22 protein-coding genes are annotated in these 19,648 nt (G+C 53.3%); 6 read left to right on the forward strand and 16 right to left on the reverse strand.

The window, feature by feature from the left end; translation table 11 throughout:
- Positions 1-376, forward strand: a 376-nt coding sequence (locus tag HY272_02340) for a group II intron reverse transcriptase/maturase (GenBank protein ID MBI3771529.1), incomplete at its 5' end; no start/stop codon positions are given.
- Between the two features lie 93 nt (positions 377-469).
- Here HY272_02340 and HY272_02345 read toward each other — a convergent pair.
- The 9 genes from HY272_02345 to HY272_02385 all read right to left on the reverse strand — a co-directional run bounded on the left by HY272_02345 (position 470) and on the right by HY272_02385 (position 8,093).
- The gene (locus tag HY272_02345; protein ID MBI3771530.1) at positions 470-853 is read right to left on the reverse strand and encodes a hypothetical protein; all 384 of its coding nucleotides are present in this window, start codon (positions 851-853) and stop codon (positions 470-472) included.
- Positions 854-925: 72 nt separating this feature from the next.
- A complete protein-coding gene (locus HY272_02350; protein ID MBI3771531.1) occupies positions 926-1,375 on the reverse strand; it encodes a hypothetical protein in 450 nt (149 codons plus the stop codon).
- 295 nt (positions 1,376-1,670) lie between these two features.
- Complete coding sequence (locus tag HY272_02355; GenBank protein MBI3771532.1) at positions 1,671-2,186, reverse strand: hypothetical protein; 516 nt, start codon at positions 2,184-2,186, stop codon at positions 1,671-1,673.
- 492 nt (positions 2,187-2,678) lie between these two features.
- Positions 2,679-4,046, reverse strand: a complete 1,368-nt coding sequence (gene purB, locus HY272_02360; GenBank protein MBI3771533.1) for an adenylosuccinate lyase — start codon at positions 4,044-4,046, stop codon at positions 2,679-2,681.
- A 15-nt stretch (positions 4,047-4,061) separates the two neighbouring features.
- On the reverse strand, positions 4,062-4,688 hold the full coding sequence (gene hflD, locus HY272_02365; protein ID MBI3771534.1) for a high frequency lysogenization protein HflD: 627 nt from the start codon (positions 4,686-4,688) through the stop codon (positions 4,062-4,064).
- 10 nt (positions 4,689-4,698) lie between these two features.
- Positions 4,699-5,826 carry a tRNA 2-thiouridine(34) synthase MnmA gene (gene mnmA, locus HY272_02370; GenBank protein MBI3771535.1) on the reverse strand — a complete coding sequence of 376 codons (1,128 nt, stop codon included), beginning with the start codon at positions 5,824-5,826 and terminating at the stop codon, positions 4,699-4,701.
- A 52-nt stretch (positions 5,827-5,878) separates the two neighbouring features.
- On the reverse strand, positions 5,879-6,772 hold the full coding sequence (locus HY272_02375) for a DMT family transporter (protein ID MBI3771536.1): 894 nt from the start codon (positions 6,770-6,772) through the stop codon (positions 5,879-5,881).
- Positions 6,773-7,045: 273 nt separating this feature from the next.
- A complete protein-coding gene (locus tag HY272_02380; GenBank protein MBI3771537.1) occupies positions 7,046-7,504 on the reverse strand; it encodes an NUDIX hydrolase in 459 nt (152 codons plus the stop codon).
- Positions 7,458-8,093 (reverse strand): pseudouridine synthase, encoded by a 636-nt coding sequence (locus HY272_02385; GenBank protein ID MBI3771538.1) that lies wholly within the window; start codon positions 8,091-8,093, stop codon positions 7,458-7,460. The genes HY272_02380 and HY272_02385 overlap by 47 nt, the downstream gene beginning before the upstream one ends.
- Before the next feature lie 60 nt (positions 8,094-8,153).
- Between HY272_02385 and icd the strand changes: the two genes are divergently transcribed.
- Entirely contained in the window at positions 8,154-9,410 is a 1,257-nt protein-coding gene (gene icd / locus HY272_02390) for an NADP-dependent isocitrate dehydrogenase (GenBank protein ID MBI3771539.1), read from the forward strand.
- 69 nt (positions 9,411-9,479) lie between these two features.
- Here icd and HY272_02395 read toward each other — a convergent pair whose 3' ends face one another.
- Positions 9,480-9,728: a cold-shock protein gene (locus HY272_02395; GenBank protein ID MBI3771540.1), complete on the reverse strand. Its 249-nt coding sequence runs from the start codon at positions 9,726-9,728 to the stop codon at positions 9,480-9,482.
- A gap of 389 nt (positions 9,729-10,117) precedes the next feature.
- Here HY272_02395 and clpS point away from each other — a divergent pair, with 389 nt between their 5' ends.
- Both clpS and clpA read left to right on the forward strand, forming a co-directional pair.
- The gene (gene clpS / locus HY272_02400; protein ID MBI3771541.1) at positions 10,118-10,435 is read left to right on the forward strand and encodes an ATP-dependent Clp protease adapter ClpS; all 318 of its coding nucleotides are present in this window, start codon (positions 10,118-10,120) and stop codon (positions 10,433-10,435) included.
- A gap of 49 nt (positions 10,436-10,484) precedes the next feature.
- Positions 10,485-12,743, forward strand: a complete 2,259-nt coding sequence (clpA, locus tag HY272_02405; GenBank protein MBI3771542.1) for an ATP-dependent Clp protease ATP-binding subunit ClpA — start codon at positions 10,485-10,487, stop codon at positions 12,741-12,743.
- Between the two features lie 20 nt (positions 12,744-12,763).
- On the opposite strand, the gene infA is transcribed toward clpA, so the two are convergent.
- Complete coding sequence (infA, locus tag HY272_02410; protein MBI3771543.1) at positions 12,764-12,982, reverse strand: translation initiation factor IF-1; 219 nt, start codon at positions 12,980-12,982, stop codon at positions 12,764-12,766.
- 195 nt (positions 12,983-13,177) lie between these two features.
- Here infA and HY272_02415 point away from each other — a divergent pair, with 195 nt between their 5' ends.
- Positions 13,178-13,738: a SprT-like domain-containing protein gene (locus tag HY272_02415; protein MBI3771544.1), complete on the forward strand. Its 561-nt coding sequence runs from the start codon at positions 13,178-13,180 to the stop codon at positions 13,736-13,738.
- Between the two features lie 76 nt (positions 13,739-13,814).
- Here the strand turns inward: HY272_02415 and HY272_02420 are convergent, their stop codons facing one another.
- The 5 genes from HY272_02420 to trxB all read right to left on the reverse strand — a co-directional run bounded on the left by HY272_02420 (position 13,815) and on the right by trxB (position 17,078).
- Positions 13,815-14,027 carry a hypothetical protein gene (locus HY272_02420; protein MBI3771545.1) on the reverse strand — a complete coding sequence of 71 codons (213 nt, stop codon included), beginning with the start codon at positions 14,025-14,027 and terminating at the stop codon, positions 13,815-13,817.
- A 178-nt stretch (positions 14,028-14,205) separates the two neighbouring features.
- Entirely contained in the window at positions 14,206-14,934 is a 729-nt protein-coding gene (locus HY272_02425) for an arginyltransferase (protein ID MBI3771546.1), read from the reverse strand.
- Positions 14,927-15,664 carry a leucyl/phenylalanyl-tRNA--protein transferase gene (locus HY272_02430; protein MBI3771547.1) on the reverse strand — a complete coding sequence of 246 codons (738 nt, stop codon included), beginning with the start codon at positions 15,662-15,664 and terminating at the stop codon, positions 14,927-14,929. Before HY272_02430 ends, HY272_02425 begins: the two co-directional genes overlap by 8 nt.
- A 90-nt stretch (positions 15,665-15,754) precedes the next feature.
- Positions 15,755-16,108, reverse strand: a complete 354-nt coding sequence (locus HY272_02435; protein ID MBI3771548.1) for a PilZ domain-containing protein — start codon at positions 16,106-16,108, stop codon at positions 15,755-15,757.
- Between the two features lie 16 nt (positions 16,109-16,124).
- On the reverse strand, positions 16,125-17,078 hold the full coding sequence (gene trxB, locus HY272_02440) for a thioredoxin-disulfide reductase (protein MBI3771549.1): 954 nt from the start codon (positions 17,076-17,078) through the stop codon (positions 16,125-16,127).
- A 237-nt stretch (positions 17,079-17,315) separates the two neighbouring features.
- Between trxB and HY272_02445 the strand changes: the two genes are divergently transcribed.
- Positions 17,316-19,643, forward strand: a complete 2,328-nt coding sequence (locus HY272_02445; protein ID MBI3771550.1) for a DNA translocase FtsK 4TM domain-containing protein — start codon at positions 17,316-17,318, stop codon at positions 19,641-19,643.
- Positions 19,644-19,648: the final 5 nt, after the last annotated feature.

Genomic DNA, 19,648 nt, shown 5'->3' on the forward strand with positions numbered 1-19,648 from the left:
CGGACGTTCGTGGGGCGTAAGCCTAAATTATCGCCACCGCGAACTTCGGCAATACATCACGGGTTGGATGAACTATTTTTCGCTATCGGAATACTACCGGCCGATCCCAGAACTCGATGAATGGTTACGGCGGCGCATGCGTTGCTGCTACTGGAAACAGTGGCGGTGGCCGCGCACCAAAATCAAACATCTGGTCAACCTGGGCGTCAGTCTGAAGGAAGCGATTAAAACCGGCGTAAGTTCGAAAGGACCGTACGCCATGTCGCGCACACCGATCACGCAAATGGCGATGTCGAACGCTTGGTTGGCCGCACAGGGCTTGGTGTCGATCAAAGATCAGTGGGTCCGTTTTCATTATCCTGCTTCAACCGCCTAGTGCGGACCCGCATGCTAGGTGGTGTGGGGAGCGCCGGAGAAATACCGGCGCTTACCCGATTAGCCGCCACTCGCGCAGGCTTCTGCGTTGAGCCTACTTTGCGGCTTGGCATTCTTGTCTTGTCCGATACACGCGCCCATTCTCTGGTGAAACATAGATATTGTCATCTATCCCATGATTCTTTGTTGCTTTACCAGGGATAACGACTATGCAACCAAAGTACATGACGGCTGCGTAGTCGTCATTGATATCCGAGTGATTGAAGGTAATTACTTGGTCGCTGCCGCCGGCATCTTTAACAGAGAACTTGAGATTTTGACCAACCTTGTAGTTGCAGTTAAGCCAGTTGTTTAAGTCTTGTTTGCATTCCGCGCCTGCAACTACAAGCTCAAACATTTTGTTGAGCAATGATTGGGCGTCTGCGAGGTTCGACGACGATACTGCGATGAGAAATAATATGAAGCGTAAGGGTTTCATGGTTCGTAGGTCTCCGTAGATGGCCATCATAATGGCAAACGTTTGACGTGAGGGGCTCGCTCGACGGAATGGTCAGCCAGAGTTCCAAACAACATAGATTCCTTTGTGCCCAAGTAACCACGCTCGGCGGAACGTGTGGCGCCACGACCTCAAATAAGGTTTTATCGTAGGTAGTATGACATTGTCAGGAGTTACGATACGCCCCGCTGTGTAACACAACAACTCGATTGGAACATCCGTTGCGTATTTCTTGCGCAGTTTCTTGGAGATTATGCTGGCAGAAGGATCGGATGTTCGTAGATATCCATCATTTGCTACGGCAATTGATTTTGCCATACGTGGATCGCACATTTCGACGAGTTCAAATGCGATTTTTCCTTCTGACTGATGCGTGCAAAGTATGTCGGGCTCTGGTGGAGAGCGCTTCTCAATGCTAGTCGGGTCAATAGACAACTGCGAAGCAGCCAGAAAGCGCAAGAATACGGCGACTTCTGTTTCTCCCTTGATGTTTTCAGATGCCATATCGAAGATTACCGGCTAACTTAAAGTAGACATCCTACAAGACGTATTACAATACGTCATCACGCATTCTAAATCGTAGTCTTTAGTTGCTCTCATATTTAAAATCAATCAATTACCAATTTTTAGCGCATCCTAATTCAAAATACGAATAGCTACGTCGTTGCGGTGTTTGCTGAACCAGGAATAAGCAAACACCGGTTAGTTTCTGTTGTTTTTGATTATGGCTTATCCGCCAGGATTTTTACAAATTAGCTAACGCTTATTTAGCTCCGATATTTATCCTTTTTGCCCAAAATCACAAAAATAACCTGCTCAACTCTGGATCGGCCCTGCTTTTCTCCCAGCAATCATCAAAATACTTGAGTAACTGCCTGCATTTGAGCGGAGCATGGAAGCAGACTTCGCCTTCATAACGGTCTGTCAGGCGGCGGTGTACTAGGCCGCTGTCGTCGGCGATGACGAATTCTTCGGTGTTGTCTTTGTATTCAATCGGTGGTTTGCGAATTTGCAGGCGACTGCTGATGCGGTGGCTCAATTCAACTATGCGGCTGCCTTGTTTGACGACGGGGATGGAGTCTTGAACGATGATGCGCACCATGGCGTAGCGGCTGGAGGTGGCCAGCTTCAAGATCGCGTCGCAGAACGGTTGCTGGTTGTAGATTTTATTATCCAGCTGGTGGCTGAAGATAATGAGGGAACGCTGGGCCTGGGCGGCGAGGGTGGTGATGGCTTCACGAACGTCATCGCTGCTGGTGCTTTGGAGTACGTCTGTTGAGCTGCCTAGCGTGAGTTGGTTGAGATCGAGGGCCATCGGTTCGCTCCTGTTGTGCCGCGTTGAATTAATTGTACGCATTCATGGCGAATAGGCAAAAAAAACCGAACTACCTTGGGGGAGATAGTTCGGTCACAGATTCCGGGGGCGACAGTGGCGAGCGTCGGGGTAGATGCGGGGGTAGCCACTGTCATTCCGCCCGTGAATTAGTTATCGGCCATTGGTTGCCAGTTCCGTGTGCGCTGTGTCACAAAATCGGACAAATCTTTTAGCCGTTTTTTGCCAGGCGCATAAAAAAAACCGAATCACCTAGGGGGAGTGATTCGGTCTGGTACTTGGGCTGAGTCAGCGACAGTGCGTCGGGGTGGATGCGGGGGAGTCGCTAGTGTCTCAGCCCATGGATTGTATTATCCATAGCCTGGGGGTGAATTCTGCGAACTGGGTCACAGTTCGCGATTTTCCCTGTTTGGGTCTCAAGGTCAGCTTTGGACCCATTGTAAGGGCGGGTTTAAAATCCGCCCTTACCCATCCTTAGAGGTTCTTGGCCTGCGCGTCGGCATTACCTATATAAGTGGCCGGGGTCATGGCTAATAGGCGCTTCTTTTCGGCCTCTGGGATCGCCAGGGTATTGATAAAGGCGCGCAGGCTGTCGCGGTCTATACCCTTGCCACGGGTCAGTTCCTTGAGCTTTTCGTATGGCTTTTCAATACCGTAGCGGCGCATTACGGTCTGGATCGGTTCGGCCAGCACTTCCCAGCAGTGGTCGAGGTCCTGGGCCAGGCGGTTGGGTTCGATCTCCAGCTTGGAGATGCCCTTGAGGCACGACTGATAGGCCAGCACGCTATGCGCCAGACCCACGCCCAGGTTACGCAGGACGGTGGAATCGGTGAGGTCGCGCTGCCAGCGTGAGATCGGCAGTTTGGCGGCCAGGTGTTCGAACAGGGCGTTAGCGAGGCCGAGGTTGCCTTCGGCGTTTTCAAAATCGATCGGGTTGACCTTGTGCGGCATGGTTGAAGAACCGATTTCACCCGCAACCGTTTTTTGTTTGAAATAACCGAGCGAGATGTAGCCCCAGATATCGCGATTGAAGTCGATCAGCACAGTGTTGAAACGGGCGATGGCGTTGAAGAGTTCGGCGATGTAATCGTGCGGCTCGATTTGGGTGGTGTACGGATTCCAGTCAAGGCCGAGTGAGTTCACAAACTCTTCACTGATAGTCATCCAGTCCAGTTCTGGATAGGCCGAGAGATGGGCATTGTAATTGCCGACGGCACCGTTGATCTTGCCGAGCAACGGCACCATGATCATTTGTTCACGTTGACGCTTCAGTCGGAAGGCGACATTGGCCATTTCCTTGCCGACGGTGGTCGGTGATGCGGGCTGACCGTGCGTGCGCGACAACATCGGCACATGGGCATAACGTTGCGCCAGATCGCTGATGGCGTTGATGGTGTCATCCATCATCGGCAGGATGGCTTGGGTGCGTGCTTCGCGCAGCATTAAACCATAAGCCAGATTGTTGATGTCTTCCGAGGTGCAGGCGAAATGGATGAATTCGCTGACGGCTTCCAGTTCCTTGTTGCCGGCGATTTTTTCTTTCAGGAAATATTCGACGGCCTTTACGTCATGGTTGGTGGTGCGTTCAATGTTTTTGACGCGCTGTGCGTCTTCGACGCTGAAGTTTTCAACGATGCCGTTGAGCAAATTGATGGTGTGACCGCTGAGTTTGGGCACTTCTTTGAGGGCATCGATCCCGGCCAGTAATTGTAACCAGCGTACTTCCACCAACACGCGGTGGCGAATCAAACCATATTCGCTGAAGATGGGGCGCAGGTCGCCGGTCTTGTTACCGTAGCGGCCGTCGATAGGGGAGATCGCGGTAAGTTCTGATAAGTGCATGGTGACTCCTGCCATTTAATAAGTTTCTTCGAGTATGATTTTGGTTTGATCCAGTAACTTGCGGCGACTGAATAGTAGTTTTAATCGGTGGCCGCCACACTGATGCCACAGCACGGTTGAACGAATTCCTGCCAGCAATAACGCACGCACCTTGGCCGCGTTGTCTGAGTTTGACAGGTGTCCTTGTTCGCCGATGACAATAATCTTGGGCGGAATGGTGCTGATGGTGGTGCTGTATAAATCACCGAGGCGGGCAATGACGTTTTCGTGGGTGTGCGTAAAATGCTCGGCCTGGTTTTTGGCGAAGTCTAACCCCTTACTGACTTTGCGCAACAGATCCTGATTTTTGGTCAGCTTACGCTCCAAATGCATCAGCGAAATGACGTATTTGGTTAGCTCTAGATCGCGGTAAGTCGTCGCATCGCCGAATTGTTCGAGAATCACCTTGAGGCCTGATTCAACACCTTTGGCAGAACCAAACACTTCATCAACGTTTTTCGGGTCGGTGACAAACAGACTTTTAATGCAAACCTCAAAGTCATGGCTGTTGGCATTGCCTTTGTAGGCGATTTGTTTCACCAGCGAAACGGCCTGCCAGATACCGGCAAAGGCCATGACTTGATCGCGATATGAATGTTCCATGCGGGTGTGTTTATCCTGAATGCGCCTGGCGCAGTGTTGTGGTCTGGATCGCTGTGGTTTCGATAATCCCGCCGCCGAGACATTCATCGCCCTGATAAAAGACCACGGATTGGCCCGGTGTGACGGCACGTTGCGGCGTGTCGAAGGATACCAGGCACCGGCCATCCGCCAGTGCTGTGACCACGCAGTCCTGATCGGTTTGCCGATAGCGTGTCTTGGCGGCGCAGCGGAGTGGCATTGCGGGTGTTTCGCCGCTGGTCCAATGCAATTGTCCGGCTTCCAGACTGTCGGAGTAGAGCAGCGGATGATCGTGGCCCTGTGCTACCAACAATACATTGCGCGCCACATCTTTGCCAACGACAAACCACGGCTCGCCGTTGGTGTCTTTCAGACCACCAATGCCCAAACCTTGGCGTTGGCCTAAGGTATAAAACATCAAACCGTCATGTTGGCCGACGAGTTTGCCTTCGGGTGTGCGCATTTCGCCGCGTTGCGCCGGTAAATAACGATTCAGAAAATTTTTAAAATCGAGTTCACCGATGAAGCAAATCCCGGTGCTGTCCTTTTTGTCGTGATTGACAAAACCGGCATCGGCGGCGATCTTGCGTACTTCGGGTTTGGTCAGATCACCCAATGGAAACAGGGTGCGCGACAATTGTGGCTGGCCAAGGGTATAGAGAAAATACGTTTGATCCTTATTCAGATCAGCGGCTTTCAACAAGCGATAACGGCCATCACGAAACTCAACCTTGGCGTAATGGCCGGTGGCGATTTTGTCCGCGCCTTGGGCCAGGGCGTGATCGAGAAAGGCCTTGAACTTGATTTCCTTGTTGCACAGCACATCCGGGTTTGGGGTGCGATAGCGGCGGTATTCTTCGAGAAAGTAGGAAAACACGCGATCCCAATATTCCTTGGCGAAATTGATGCCGTCCATCGCGATGCCGAGCTGGTCGCAGACGGCCATTACGTCCTGCGAATCCTGTACCGCGGGGCATTTGCCGTCCGGAAAGTCTTCCCAGTTTTTCATGAACAGCCCGCTCACGGCGCAACCCTGCTGCTTGAGCAACAGTGCCGCGACCGAGGAGTCGACGCCGCCGGACATGCCGACAATGACGCGCTGGGGGCTGTGTTGAACCATTTCGCCTGAATCTGTAGCCAAAGAGGCGGTATTTTAACCTAAAAACGCTGGGTTACGTAGGTTTGGTGTCCTTGGCACGGCTAACGATCAAGGCTCCGGCGATGACCAGGGTGGCGCCGAGGAACTGGACGAAGGTGAGTTGCTCATCCAATACCAGGTAGGCGAGAAAAATGGTTATCACCGGCCCCACGGCGCTGATGATGGCAGCGGGACCAGCGCCGATGCGTTCGATCCCGGCGTTCATGAAAAAGGCGGGGATGACGGTGGAGAACACAGCCATGATTAGGGCCAGGCCATAGACCGGTGCGGGCAAGTGCAGGATGACCGGGTCGTAGCGGAGTCCGAAATGAAGCAGGGTGGCGATGCTGGCGATGGTCATGGCATAGGCGGTGAAGCGCGTTGAACCCAGGCGTTTGACCATCTCGCCACTGCCGATCAGGTAAATGGAAAAGGCGGTGGTGCTGCCGAAGATAAAGGCCGCGCCGAGGATTACGTCTGGACCGGCCAGGATCAGTTCCTTGGCAAATACAATGACGATGCCGCCATAACTGAGGACCAGCGCCACAACCTCCGGAGTGCGAATCGGCCGCTGCAGAAAGATCGCCGACAACAGCACCACGAGCGTTGGGTAGAGCATCAGAATTAATCGTTCCAGACTGGCGCTGATATAACTCAAACCAACAAAATCGAGATATGCCGCCAGATAAAAGCCGATCACACCCAGTCCCAGAAGGTGAATCATGTCCTGCCGAGTGAGCGGGGTCTGCTGATTTCGTTCAAGCAACACGATGGCGACCAGGAAAAAAGGCAGTGATAGCACCATGCGCAAAGTCATCAACATCAACGGTGTGATCTGGGCGCCGTAACCGTAGGCCAGCTTGATCAGTATCGCTTTGGCCGAGTAGGAGAAGGCAGCGATGATGACCAGCATCAGGCCGCTCATCATGTGTGTGGGTGAATTATTTGCTGGACTCACGTTTTATCTCTCCTAAACGCGGCCACGAATTCCGGATGCAAAATATACATGCAGTCACACGAATATTCGTGGCTGCAAGTTGTTCCGAATGAAAGTTGGGTATCTATAAACGAGCAGCTACGGGCGCGTTAGCGTCGCCATGGCCACAGTTGGAAAGAAGAATCAGTGATGGTGTAAAAGCAGTTCATGGCGGGAGCATAGAGGCGACGACTTGCGAGTGTCAAGCGGGATCACATTTGATTGTTATTCTTCGAGAGATACATCCACCAACAAACTCAGCGGATAACGATGCCCGGCCTGATAGTCATTGATGCATCGTCGTACCAACGGACTCCGCAGACGTGGCGAAAGGTTTTCGATCTCAGCAAGTGTGAGCCAATGCGGGGCGACGATGCCTTGATCCAGCGCACGATTCGGATCATGCCCGGTGATATCGCCCGTGAAACACACGCGCAGGTAGGTGTCACCCGTCTCCGGATTGATCCAGCGATAAATGCCGGTCACGGCGGTGGGTGTGAAGTGATAGCCGGTTTCTTCCAGCGTTTCACGGATCGCGGCGTCGATCAGGCTTTCACCTGCTTCGAGATGCCCCGCCGGTTGATTGAAGACGGTTTCGGGATGACCAACGTCCTCTTCGACCAGCAAATAGCGGTCGTTATCGGCGACGAGGGTGGCGACGGTGACGCGGGGTTTCCAAACCATGGGACGAAACTTTAGCACGTTTCGGAGTCGACTGCGCCAACCACTCCGGTGGGCAGGGTTCCTCGCGCCACTCACCCGGAGTCAGTCCCTCTAGCGTGAATGGACCGATCGCATAGCGAATCAGGCGCAAGGTGGGGTGGCCGACGGCCGCCGTCATGCGTCGCACCTGACGATTGCGGCCCTCGCTGATAATCAGCTCGATCCAGGCGGTGGGGATGCTGGTGCGATAGCGAATCGGCGGATCGCGTGGCCAAATCGCCGGTTCCGGGATCAGGCGCACTTGGGCCGGACGGGTCGGGCCGTCGTTGAGTGTCACACCGTGCCGTAACTGTTCCAGCGCCGTCTCATCCGGAATGCCTTCAATCTGTGCCCAATAGGTTTTTTCCAGCTTCTGGCGTGGATGGGTGATGCGATGCTGAATCGCGCCGTCATCGGTCATGAGCAACAAGCCCTCGCTGTCACGGTCGAGCCGCCCCGCTGCATACACACCCGGCATCTTGATATAGTCCGCCAGCGTCCGCCGACCTTCCTGGTCGGTGAATTGCGTCAGCACGTCGAAGGGTTTGTTGAACAGGATCAGCTTAGCCATGGGCGGGATAGGGGTGGTAGAATGATGGGCTAATTTTGCACAACTGAACTTGGAGTTTCCATGGCTTATCAAAAGATCAAAGTACCGACCCATGGCGAAAAAATCAAAGTCGCGGCCAATGGCGCGCTCACGGTGCCTAACAATCCTATCATTCCCTACATCGAAGGGGACGGCATCGGGGTCGATATCACGCCGGTCATGATCAAGGTCATCGACGCCGCCGTGGCCAAGGCCTATGGCGGCAAGCGCAAGATCTCATGGATGGAAGTTTATGCCGGTGAAAAATCGACCCACGTTTACGACAAAGACACTTGGCTGCCTGCTGAGACCATGGATGCCGTTAGAGAATTTGTTGTTTCCATCAAAGGGCCATTGACCACGCCCGTCGGCGGCGGTATCCGTTCGCTGAATGTCACGCTGCGTCAGGAACTCGATCTTTATGTCTGTCTGCGCCCGGTGCGTTATTTCGACGGCACCCCCAGCCCGCTGAAAGAACCGGAAAAGACCGACATGGTGATCTTCCGTGAAAACTCCGAAGACATCTATGCCGGCATCGAATGGGCTGCCGGTACGCCGGAAGCGAAGAAGCTGATCGACTTCCTGCAAAAGGAAATGGGCGTTAAGAAGATTCGGTTCCCGGGAACGTCAGGTATCGGCATCAAGCCCGTTTCCAGCGAAGGCACGCAGCGTTTGGTGCGCAAGGCAATTCAATACGCCATCGACAACAACCGCGATTCTGTCACGTTGGTGCATAAAGGCAACATCATGAAGTTCACTGAAGGTGGCTTCAAAACTTGGGGCTATGAATTAGCGAAGAAGGAATTCGGCGCCATCGAAATCGATGCCGGTCCGTGGTGCAAATTCAAGAATCCAAAAACGGGCAAAGATATTATTGTCAAAGACGTCATCGCCGATGCGTTTCTGCAACAAATCCTGCTGCGTCCGGATGAATACAGCGTGATTGCGACATTGAATTTGAATGGCGATTACATCTCCGATGCATTGGCGGCACAGGTGGGTGGTATTGGTATTGCGCCCGGTGCCAATTTGTCAGACACCGTTGCCATGTTCGAAGCGACACACGGTACGGCACCTAAATATGCGGGGCAGAATAAAGTTAATCCAGGCTCGATTATTCTGTCAGGTGAAATGATGTTGCGTCACATGGGTTGGGTTGAAGCCGCGGATCTGATCATCAAGGGATTAAGCGGTGCAATCTCCGCCGGTACTGTGACTTACGATCTGGCGCGATTGATGCCGGGCGCGAAAGAACTGAGCTGCTCTGGTTTTGGCGATGCGCTGATCGCCAAGATGTAAAATTAAAAACTTCGCCGGTTGCCCTGCCTCCCTGGGCGACCGGCGTGTAGGAGCCTACCGGCGATGAGCTTAGCTATTAGCTTCGTTGGAGTTGCTGGGTCTGGCGTCAGGTACATTGGCAACCCTGATGCCGGATGCCAACAGACCTTTCGGTCCTTGATTCAAATCGAACAGAACCTTCTGACCTTGGCGTAGCGATTTGTAACCATCCATGTCAATCGCAGAAAAGTGGACGAAAATATCATCACCACCTTCGTCTGGAGCGATAAAGCCATACCCCTTAGCATTACTGAACCACTTCACTGTACCTGTCGCCATACTTACATAACCTCGCGGCTGCATGCTGACTCACTCTGCCGGAAACCGGCCCCCCGGGGTGGGGAGAGATGATCCTTTTTACTCCCCCACTCAACTAGTAACTTTTGACCAAAAACGCCGATTAGTCAAGGGATTGAAATTCATATGGTTTCTAAGGGGATATCAAAAAGGTGAAGTTAAAGGAAAGTGTGAAAACTGCCGATTAACTAATTAAGGGGATGCGAGAGCGTTTCAGATCAGGGAATCGGAAGCGTGTTCTGCTGTGAAACCCAAGGAAGGGCAAGGGAAAAACTGCCTATTTCCCACGCAAGATGCAACGGGAAATAAAGTGGTACGAAGGAAAGTAAGGAAGCTGAGTATGGCGCGGATTTGGTATAATTTTCGATGCCATGAGTAAAACACAGCAACAACATGATGACGGTTTAGCGATACAGGAAGCGCGGCCCAAGCTCAAGCGTCCTCCGCTATACAAGGTATTGTTGTTAAACGACGATTACACGCCAATGGAGTTCGTCGTCCAGGTACTGGAGAGGTTTTTCTCGATGAATCGAGAAAAGGCTACGCAGATTATGCTGCACGTGCACACCCGAGGGGTGGGCGTCTGTGGAGTATTCTCGCGGGATGTTGCTGAGACCAAAGTGGCTCAAGTCAATGATTTTTCCCGTGAGAACAAGCATCCGCTGAAGTGCACCATGGAAGAAGCGTAGTCAGGACAAATGGAGTAATGACGGGCGATCGTCGCCGGAGGTGCTTGATATGTTGAACAAGGAACTAGAATTTACCCTGAATCAGGCTTTCCGCGAGGCCAGCGGCAAGCACCATGAATTCATGACCGTTGAGCATCTGCTGCTGGCACTGCTCGATAATCCCGCTGCGGCAGCTGTACTCCGTGCCTGCGGCGCGGATTTATCCAAACTGAAAGTCGATCTGGTCAGCTTCCTGGATGAAACCACCCCGGTGATCACGGATCGCGATAGCCGCGAGACCCAGCCGACCCTGGGTTTTCAGCGTGTGCTGCAACGGGCCGTGTTCCATGTCCAAAGCGCAGGTAAAGATGAAGTCTCCGGCGCTAACGTGCTGGTCGCGATTTTCGGCGAACCGGATTCGCAAGCCGTTTATTTCATGAGCACCCAGAATATTACGCGCCTGGATATCGTGAACTATATCTCGCACGGTATTTCCAAAGTTTCGGGCGATGAAGAAAACGAAGGTTTCTCACATTCGGAAGATGAAGAGGCCGGCACGGGTGAAGCGCCTGCCAAATCACCGCTGGAAAGTTTTGCTACTAATCTCAATGAACGCGCCCGTCAGGGCAAGATCGATCCGCTGATTGGTCGCGACCATGAGATCGAGCGTACTGTACAAGTCTTGTGCCGTCGCCGTAAGAATAATCCCCTGTTTGTCGGCGAGGCCGGTGTCGGCAAAACAGCAATGGCCGAAGGCTTGGCGAAGCGGATTATTGAAGGTGATGTGCCGGAGGTATTGCAGAATGCCACGGTCTATTCACTCGACATGGGCGCTTTGCTGGCAGGGACCAAGTATCGTGGCGATTTTGAAAAACGGCTCAAGGCAGTATTGGGGCAGTTGAAAAAAGATCCGAGTGCGATTCTGTTCATTGACGAAATTCACACCATCATTGGCGCCGGTGCGGCGTCAGGCGGGGTGATGGATGCTTCCAACCTGATCAAGCCAGCCCTGGCGTCGGGTGAAATGAAGTGCATGGGCTCGACCACCTACCAGGAATATCGCGGCATCTTTGAGAAAGACCGTGCCTTGGCGCGTCGTTTCCAAAAGATTGACGTGACTGAGCCGAGCGTGGACGAAGCTACGGAAATTCTCATGGGCCTCAAATCGCGCTTTGAAAGCCATCATGCTGTGCGCTATACGCGGCAAGCGATTCGTGCTGCCGTTGAATTGGCGGATCGTTATATTACAGATCGCCATTTGCCGGACAAGGCGATTGACGTGATCGACGAGGCGGGTGCCAGACAGCACATATTACCTGTGTCCAAACGCAAGAAGACGATTGGCGTCCACGAAGTCGAAGAAATCATCGCCAAGATGGCGCGGATTCCTTCCAAGACCGTGCACAACTCGGATCGCGAACGCCTGCGCACGCTGGAGCGTGATCTGAAGTTGGTGGTGTATGGTCAGGATGAAGCGATTGATACTCTGGCGACGGCGATTAAGTTATCGCGTTCCGGTTTGGGTCAGGAAGACAAACCTATCGGTTCTTTCCTGTTTGCCGGCCCCACTGGCGTTGGTAAGACTGAAGTCACTCGCCAGTTGGCGAAGGTGATGGGCATCGAACTGATTCGTTTTGATATGTCTGAATACATGGAACGTCATACGGTATCGCGTTTGATCGGGGCGCCGCCGGGCTATGTCGGATTTGATCAAGGCGGTTTGTTGACTGAAGCCGTGACCAAAACGCCGCATGCGGTATTGCTGCTCGATGAAATCGAGAAGGCGCACCCGGATGTCTTTAACTTGCTGCTGCAAGTAATGGATCACGGCACCTTGACGGATAACAATGGCCGTCAGGCAGACTTCCGCAATATCATCATTGTAATGACGACCAATGCCGGCGCTTCCGAAACCAGTCGTCGTTCCATTGGTTTTTCGAGCCAGGATCACAGCACGGATGGCATGGAAGCAATCAAACGCCTGTTCTCACCGGAGTTCCGTAATCGTTTGGATGGCGTGATTCAGTTCAAAGCACTGGATAGCCGTACCATTGCCAGCGTGGTGGATAAATTCATCATCGAACTTGAATCTCAGCTGGGCGTCAAGAACGTCACGATTGATATCGAGCCAGCGGCGCGCGCCTGGCTGGGCGAACATGGCTTCGATCCTGCGATGGGGGCTCGTCCTATGGCGCGTGTGATCAAGGAGCACATCAAACGGCCATTGGCTGAGGAGCTGCTCTTCGGCCGACTGGCTGAAGGCGGCCAAGTGCGTATCGGCGTCAAGGATGGTGAGCTGAGCTTTGAGATAGAGGACGACGAGAAATAATTCGTCGTTCTGCATTTCTCTCAGCGGGCGCGAAAGACAATACGGCCCTTGGTTAGGTCATAGGGGGTCAGCTGCACGGTAACACGGTCCCCCGTCAGGATGCGGATATAGTTCTTGCGCATTTTGCCGGAGATGTGGGCGGTAACGGTGTGCCCATTATCCAACTGCACGCGGAACATGGTGTTGGGCAGGGTATCGGTGACCGTGCCTTCCATTTCAATTGCTTCTTCTTTTGCCATACTGCCAGCAAGTCTCCTTTGGTCCATAAGTAAGTGGATTGGTTCAAGCCCGCGTATTTTGCCGTAATTTTTCTTTTAGAGCAAAGGTTCTCTCATTTCTCCAGATGCCTGGCGCGGCGGGGTTCCGCCGGTGTCCGGGATCGCGTAGCATAAAACCTGGGCAGGGGAGTTCAAGTCAAGAGGAAGTGCTTGATCGTGAGTCAGAATGGAGGATTTGTGCAGGTGCAGGAACGGCTGGTGGCCAGTACCCACCACTATATCGACCGGGCGGGTATCCTGTTTGGACAGCGTTTTGACTTTATCCCGATTCATTTCGATCTTAGGGGGGCTATCGCCGGTCGTTATCAGCGACGTTATTTTCAGGCAAGTATTCATTACAATCTCTTGATCGCAACCAATGATTACGATGCATTTGCGGCGGAAACAGTGCCGCATGAGGTCGCGCATTATATTGTTGATCTGCTTTATCCGCATCGGCGCCTACAACCTCACGGTCGCGAATGGAAACAGGTGATGGTGGCCTTTGGCATTGAAAAGGCAGCGTCCAGGCATCAATTTGATTTATCCGGCATTTTACTGCGGCGGCAGAAACGGTTTCGCTATTCTTGTAGATGTATCAAGCAACAACACTGGTTATCGACGACGCGACATAAACGGGTGCTGGATGGCGCACGTTACATCTGCCGAAACTGTCATGGTATCTTGCAGTGGGAGGGATGTTTTGCTGATGGCGGTGAAGTGGCTGTGAGTGCATAACACAATAAAGAAAAAGCTGACCGATTTCTCGACCAGCTTTTCAACTGTACTACGTGTGTTGCTTAGTTGCTCTGTCTTACTTAGCAGCTGGAGCAGCAGCGTCAGCAGCAGGAGCGGCAGCGCCGTCGATGCTTTCCATCGGGGCAGCAGCAGCTGGATCAGCGGCTGGAGCTGGAGCTGGAGCAGCGACTTCTTCAGCAGGAGCAGGAGCAGCGGCTTCTTCCTTCTTGGAGCAACCGATGACCGACAGGGACAACAGGGTCAGACCGACAACGGCAAATTTACGCATAGGTGTATCCTTAAACAAATATAATCATCACTGGAGTTAGTCCACAATGCCGCTGTGGCGAAAAACCCACAATCGGACTGTGCGGACGTATTCTACAGCGGATTAACACGAGAATCTAGTAATCTTGCGTCTAATTGTAGGAAATTGTTAGAAAATACCCCTTTGACTAAGAAAGGTATTAGCGGTGGTAAGTCTCCTGCCACATTCCATGTCGAAATATTTCCAAGGGTTGAAACTGATTTTTGTAGGCCATTTTGCGGCAGTCTTTGATCCAATATCCAAGATATATATAAGGTAATTTTCGACGTAACGCCTCCTGTAGCTGCCACAGGATGGTGTAGGAGCCGAGGCTACGCTGATTGAGCGTGGGTTCATAGAAGCTATAGATGGCGGACAGGCCGCTGGGGACATAGTCAGTGACGGCGACGGCCACGAGTCGTTTGCCGAGTCGGAATTCGTGAAATACGGTTTCAACGCCGGGGCAGGTCAGAAAGTTGAGGTAGTCTTCCTCGGCGGGATTGTTCATGCTGCTGTCGTCGTGACGCAGTGCCAGGTAACGGCGATAAAGCGCGAAATGTTCAGGATTGAATTCGGCGGCGGCTGGGTGTTGGGTGAGATCCTGGTTGCGTCGCTGGCAGCGGAGTTGGCTGCGATTGGGGAGAAACCGGTGACTCGCTACCCGTGCGGGCACGCATTCCTGGCAGCCGTTGCAATGTGGGCGGTAGACGTGGCGGCCACTGCGGCGAAAACCATGATTGAGCAGGGCATCAAACAGGGTGGTATTCATGGCCACTGCCGGATCGACCAGCAGGTTGCGGGCGAGTCTGGGCGGCAGATAGCTACAGTCGAAGTCAACGGTAATGTAACAGCGCAGTGTGTTGAAAAGATCGGTGCTTTGGTCATTCATGGCGCAATGTGCCGGAGAGGGGACGGTGATCTGGGTCAAATCTCCAATGGCCGCTGATTGCTGGCAGTGTGGTGGCGTAGGCGAGCAATTCCACGAAACGCTGACGGTCGATTTCTGTTGCGCCGAGGCTGATGAGATGTGAAGTGGTGACTTGGCAGTCGATCACATGAAAGCCCCAGCGTTGTAATTGTGTGACGAGATAGACAAAGGCGACCTTGGAAGCATCGGTTGCCCGATTGAACATCGACTCGCCAAAGAATACTTTTCCTAAGGCAATGCCATAGAGTCCGCCGGCCAGCTTTCCATTCTGCCAAGCCTCAACGGAATGTGCCAGTCCCCGGCGATGAAGTTCGCAATAGGCATTAATCATTTGCGGGGTAATCCAAGTGCCGTTGTTTGCGTTGCGTGGTGCAGCACAGGCATGAATGACATCGTTGAACGCCTGATCGAGTGTGATTGAGTAGATTTCTTTTTTTATGGTTTTGCGGAGGCTGCGTGCAACACGCAGTTGCTCTGGAAATAAAACAGCGCGTGGATTGGGAGACCACCACAAAATGGGTTGGTCTTCTGAAAACCAGGGGAAAATGCCGTGTTGATAGGCCTTGATGATGCGCTCAGGTTTTAAATCGCCGCCGATGGCGAGTAGGCCATTGGGTTCGCTGAGCGCGAGTTCCACGGGTGGGAATTCGTAGCTCGCATCACGTGGATTGAGCCAGTAGGGGGCGGTCATATATATAAAGGGAATATAGCTACAACCGTCACAACATCGGCAACGAAGATAGGGAAGTTGGCGCGCATCCTTGCGCAACAGGACGCCGAGTTATGCTTGCCGTTCGGTAATCAATCCGGCGACATCATATTTGTTGCTGTCAGCATCGCGAAACACGCGTACTACGGTCATGGTGGCCAGCAGCGGTGGTGTCAGGTCGGTGCCGGGGTGGATTGCGACGTCCAGTTGCTCGCCGATATCAACGGCGGCATCGGTGATGAATCGCAGACCGGTGGCGCTGAGGTCTTTGGCTTTGGCACTGTGTTCACTCTTGGAGCTGATGCGACTGAATACGATGCGAGCATCGATGTTCATTCGAATGAAGTTACGTTTGTCATCACGACCGATCATCACTAAGTCCCTTGCTCTGTTTGAAACATCGGAATAGAACCTTTCGAAAGTCATGTCGTAATACTCCTCCCTATGTTTGGTTGTCCAAATAGCGCTCCGCATCGAGCGCTGCCATACACCCCGTGCCCGCCGATGTGACGGCCTGCCGGTAGATATGGTCCGCACAGTCGCCGGCCGCAAAGATGCCGGGGACACTGGTAGCCGTGGCATTGCCATTACTGCCAGTTTTAACTTTGATATAGCCACCGCTCATTTCCAGCTGGCCCTCGAACATGTCGGTATTGGGCTTGTGGCCGATGGCGATGAAAACACCCATGACCCCGATATTTTTGGTGGCGCCGGTGTTCACATCCTTAAGACGCATGCCGGTGACGCCGCTGTTATCGCCCAGCACTTCATCGAGGCCGGTGTTCCATTCAATACTGACCTTGCCTGACTTCACTTTATCCATCAGGTGATCGATCATTATCTTTTCAGCCTTGAGTTTGTCGCGGCGATGAACCAGGGTGACATGAGACGCGATGTTGCTGAGATAGATGGCTTCTTCGACAGCAGTATTGCCGCCGCCAATCACGGCGACGCGTTGATTGCGGTAGAAAAAGCCGTCGCAGGTGGCGCAGCCGGAAACACCACGTCCCATAAAGGCTTCTTCAGAGGGCAGGCCGAGGTATTTGGCGGAGGCGCCGGTGGCGATGATCAGGGCATCGCAGGTGTAGCTGCCATTATCGCCCTTGAGGGTGAATGGACGTTGTTTCAAATCAACACTGTTGATATGGTCGAAAATGATCTCGGTCTTGAAGCGCTCGGCGTGCTTTTGCATCCGGGCCATCAGTTCCGGGCCTTGAACACCGTCGGCATCGCCGGGCCAGTTGTCGACCTCGGTGGTGGTGGTGAGCTGGCCGCCCTGCTGCATGCCGGTGACGAGGACCGGATTGAGGTTGGCGCGGGCCGCATAGACGGCGGCGGTATAGCCGGCAGGTCCGGACCCTAGAATCAACAGGCGGCTATGTTTAGTTTTGCTCATGCTGGATTCCTCAACTCCTTGTCACACTATAGGTTGTGTTTTGCCCGGGGTCCACTACCATACTTGTTGTGGAGCAGGTAAAACTGCATCATAGGGATAATGATAGGGGATGCGGTGAAAAAGTCTATAGGTGTGAATCCCCAATCGACGCCTCGCATATTCTTGATAGAATGGGCCGAGTGGGGCGGCAATGATTAGCGTTATCGTTGAGTTGTGGATGTAGGAGTTGACAGGCAGTTGGCACAGGCTTCGCAAAAAAGGAATCGATCCATCTTAGGCTCAGGGACACTGACGCGAGGATTACGGGAAGGCGCGCTGTTCATTTTCGGGGCAGTGGCGATCTATCTTGCAGTCTCGCTGCTCAGTTATCACACGACTGATCCGGGCTGGTCACGCAGTGGTACGTTGGGGCCCGTCGAAAACGCCGGTGGCGTGGTGGGCGCGTGGTTTGCCGATGTCTTTCTTTATCTCTTTGGTTATTTTTCGTATCTCTTCCCGTTGATGGTGGCATATAGCGGCTGGTTGTTGTTTAAAGGCCGCAAACTCGAACATGCGCCGAATACGCCGGAATTTGGGTTGCGCAGTTTGGGTTTTGCGTTGACGGTGCTTGCCGGATGCGGATTGGCGGCGTTGCACTTTGGTTCACCCACCAGCTTGCCGCTGAATGCGGGCGGTATTTTGGGTGATGTCGTGGGCCATGCCTTGGCTGGCAGTTTTAGTTTTGCCGGGGCGACATTATTTATGTTGGCCCTGTTTCTGGCGGGTGTAACGCTGGCAACGGATTTATCCTGGATTTGGCTGGCGGACGTGATGGGGCGACTGGCGTTGCGTTTTGCGCAACAAGTAATGCAATGGTACGCCCAGTTGCAGGAATATCTGGCAGCGCGTAAGGCAGCGATGCCGATAGTTGCCACTTCGCCCAATATAATGGAGCGTGCAGCACCACCACCTCCGAAAATTGTCGAGCCACGCCCAGCGCCGCGTATTGAAACCGCAGTTGCCAAAATTGAAGTCAGTCCTCGCGCCGAGAAAGAAAGGCAGCAACCGTTGTTTGCCGCTGATTATTCGAAGCAGGAATTGCCGCCGATCTCGTTGCTGGATGAGGCAACGCCGAGCGGCAAAGCAATGCCGGCGGAGGCACTGGAAGCCATCTCGCGTCTAGTCGAGTCCCGTCTCAATGACTTCGGTGTTGAGGCTAAGGTGGTGGCAGTGCATCCTGGTCCCGTCATCACTCGTTTTGAATTGCAGCCGGGCGCGGGTGTCAAGGTCAGTCAGATCAGCAATCTGGCCAAGGATTTGGCGCGCGCGCTGTCGGCAGTGAGTGTACGTATCGTTGAAGTGATTCCGGGCAAATCCGTGGTCGGTCTGGAAATCCCGAATGAACATCGCGAGATCGTGCGTTTGAGTGAATTGGTGCGATCCAAACAATATGATGATTCGCCGTCGCCGCTGACCTTGGTGATGGGTAAAGATATTGGCGGTCATCCCATCGTCGCCGATCTGGGCAAGATGCCGCATTTGCTGGTGGCGGGTACTACGGGGTCCGGTAAATCGGTGGCGATCAATGCCATGATCCTGAGCATGCTCTACAAGGCGACAGCCGAAGAGGTGCGTTTGATCTTGATCGATCCCAAGATGTTGGAGCTGTCGATTTATGATGGTATTCCACATCTGTTAGCGCCTGTGGTCACTGACATGAAAGAGGCCGCCAATGCCTTGCGCTGGTGTGTGGTGGAAATGGATCGCCGTTATCGCTTGATGGCAGCGTTGGGCGTGCGCAATATCGCCGGTTATAACCGCAAGGTGAAGGATGCGATCGACGCCGGTGAGCCGATTCCTGATCCGACAATTAAAGAGCTGGCAGAAGGTGAAGTGCGGCCGACATTAGTGCCCTTGCCTTACATCGTGGTTGTGATCGATGAATTGGCCGACATGATGATGGTGGTGGGTAAGAAGGTTGAAGAATTGATTGCACGTCTGGCGCAAAAGGCGCGTGCGTCGGGTATACATCTGCTACTGGCGACGCAACGTCCTTCAGTGGATGTATTGACCGGGTTGATCAAGGCCAATATCCCGACGCGTGTCGCCTTCCAGGTGTCTGCCAAGGTGGATTCGCGCACCATCCTCGATCAAATGGGCGCCGAGGCACTGTTAGGTCATGGTGACATGCTGTACCTGCCACCAGGTACGGGTGTGCCGATGCGTATTCACGGTGCCTTTGTTGCCGATCACGAAGTGCATAAAGTGGTGCAGATGCTGAAGCAGAAGGGTGCGCCTGACTATCAGGAAGATATTCTGAGTGGCGTGGATGCTTCGGACTCTACTGATCTTTCGGTCATCGATGGTGGTAATGCGGCGGATGAAGATGATCCGCTTTACGATCAAGCCGTGCGAGTCGTCACCGAATCACGGCGGGCATCGGTATCGGGCGTGCAGCGGCGCTTGAAGGTCGGTTATAACCGCGCCGCGCGTTTAGTTGAAACCATGGAGCGAGCGGGTATCGTTGGGCCGCTGCAATCCAACGGTTCACGTGAAGTGTTGGCACCACCCCCACCTAGAGGTTGAATACA

The sequence above is a fragment of the Gammaproteobacteria bacterium genome (assembly GCA_016200485.1).
GTDB lineage: Bacteria > Pseudomonadota > Gammaproteobacteria > Tenderiales > Tenderiaceae > JACQEP01.

Bases quoted from the DNA above. Each gene is read 5' to 3' on its own strand.
- HY272_02345 (MBI3771530.1), bottom strand. From the start codon at position 853: ATGAAACCCTTACGCTTCATATTATTTCTCATCGCAGTATCGTCGTCG.
- HY272_02350 (MBI3771531.1), bottom strand. From the start codon at position 1,375: ATGGCATCTGAAAACATCAAGGGAGAAACAGAAGTCGCCGTATTCTTG.
- HY272_02355 (MBI3771532.1), bottom strand. From the start codon at position 2,186: ATGGCCCTCGATCTCAACCAACTCACGCTAGGCAGCTCAACAGACGTA.
- purB (MBI3771533.1), bottom strand. From the start codon at position 4,046: ATGCACTTATCAGAACTTACCGCGATCTCCCCTATCGACGGCCGCTAC.
- hflD (MBI3771534.1), bottom strand. From the start codon at position 4,688: ATGGAACATTCATATCGCGATCAAGTCATGGCCTTTGCCGGTATCTGG.
- mnmA (MBI3771535.1), bottom strand. From the start codon at position 5,826: ATGGTTCAACACAGCCCCCAGCGCGTCATTGTCGGCATGTCCGGCGGC.
- HY272_02375 (MBI3771536.1), bottom strand. From the start codon at position 6,772: ATGATGAGCGGCCTGATGCTGGTCATCATCGCTGCCTTCTCCTACTCG.
- HY272_02380 (MBI3771537.1), bottom strand. From the start codon at position 7,504: ATGGTTTGGAAACCCCGCGTCACCGTCGCCACCCTCGTCGCCGATAAC.
- HY272_02385 (MBI3771538.1), bottom strand. From the start codon at position 8,093: ATGGCTAAGCTGATCCTGTTCAACAAACCCTTCGACGTGCTGACGCAA.
- icd (MBI3771539.1), top strand. From the start codon at position 8,154: ATGGCTTATCAAAAGATCAAAGTACCGACCCATGGCGAAAAAATCAAA.
- HY272_02395 (MBI3771540.1), bottom strand. From the start codon at position 9,728: ATGGCGACAGGTACAGTGAAGTGGTTCAGTAATGCTAAGGGGTATGGC.
- clpS (MBI3771541.1), top strand. From the start codon at position 10,118: ATGAGTAAAACACAGCAACAACATGATGACGGTTTAGCGATACAGGAA.
- clpA (MBI3771542.1), top strand. From the start codon at position 10,485: ATGTTGAACAAGGAACTAGAATTTACCCTGAATCAGGCTTTCCGCGAG.
- infA (MBI3771543.1), bottom strand. From the start codon at position 12,982: ATGGCAAAAGAAGAAGCAATTGAAATGGAAGGCACGGTCACCGATACC.
- HY272_02420 (MBI3771545.1), bottom strand. From the start codon at position 14,027: ATGCGTAAATTTGCCGTTGTCGGTCTGACCCTGTTGTCCCTGTCGGTC.
- HY272_02425 (MBI3771546.1), bottom strand. From the start codon at position 14,934: ATGAATGACCAAAGCACCGATCTTTTCAACACACTGCGCTGTTACATT.
- HY272_02430 (MBI3771547.1), bottom strand. From the start codon at position 15,664: ATGACCGCCCCCTACTGGCTCAATCCACGTGATGCGAGCTACGAATTC.
- HY272_02435 (MBI3771548.1), bottom strand. From the start codon at position 16,108: ATGACTTTCGAAAGGTTCTATTCCGATGTTTCAAACAGAGCAAGGGAC.
- trxB (MBI3771549.1), bottom strand. From the start codon at position 17,078: ATGAGCAAAACTAAACATAGCCGCCTGTTGATTCTAGGGTCCGGACCT.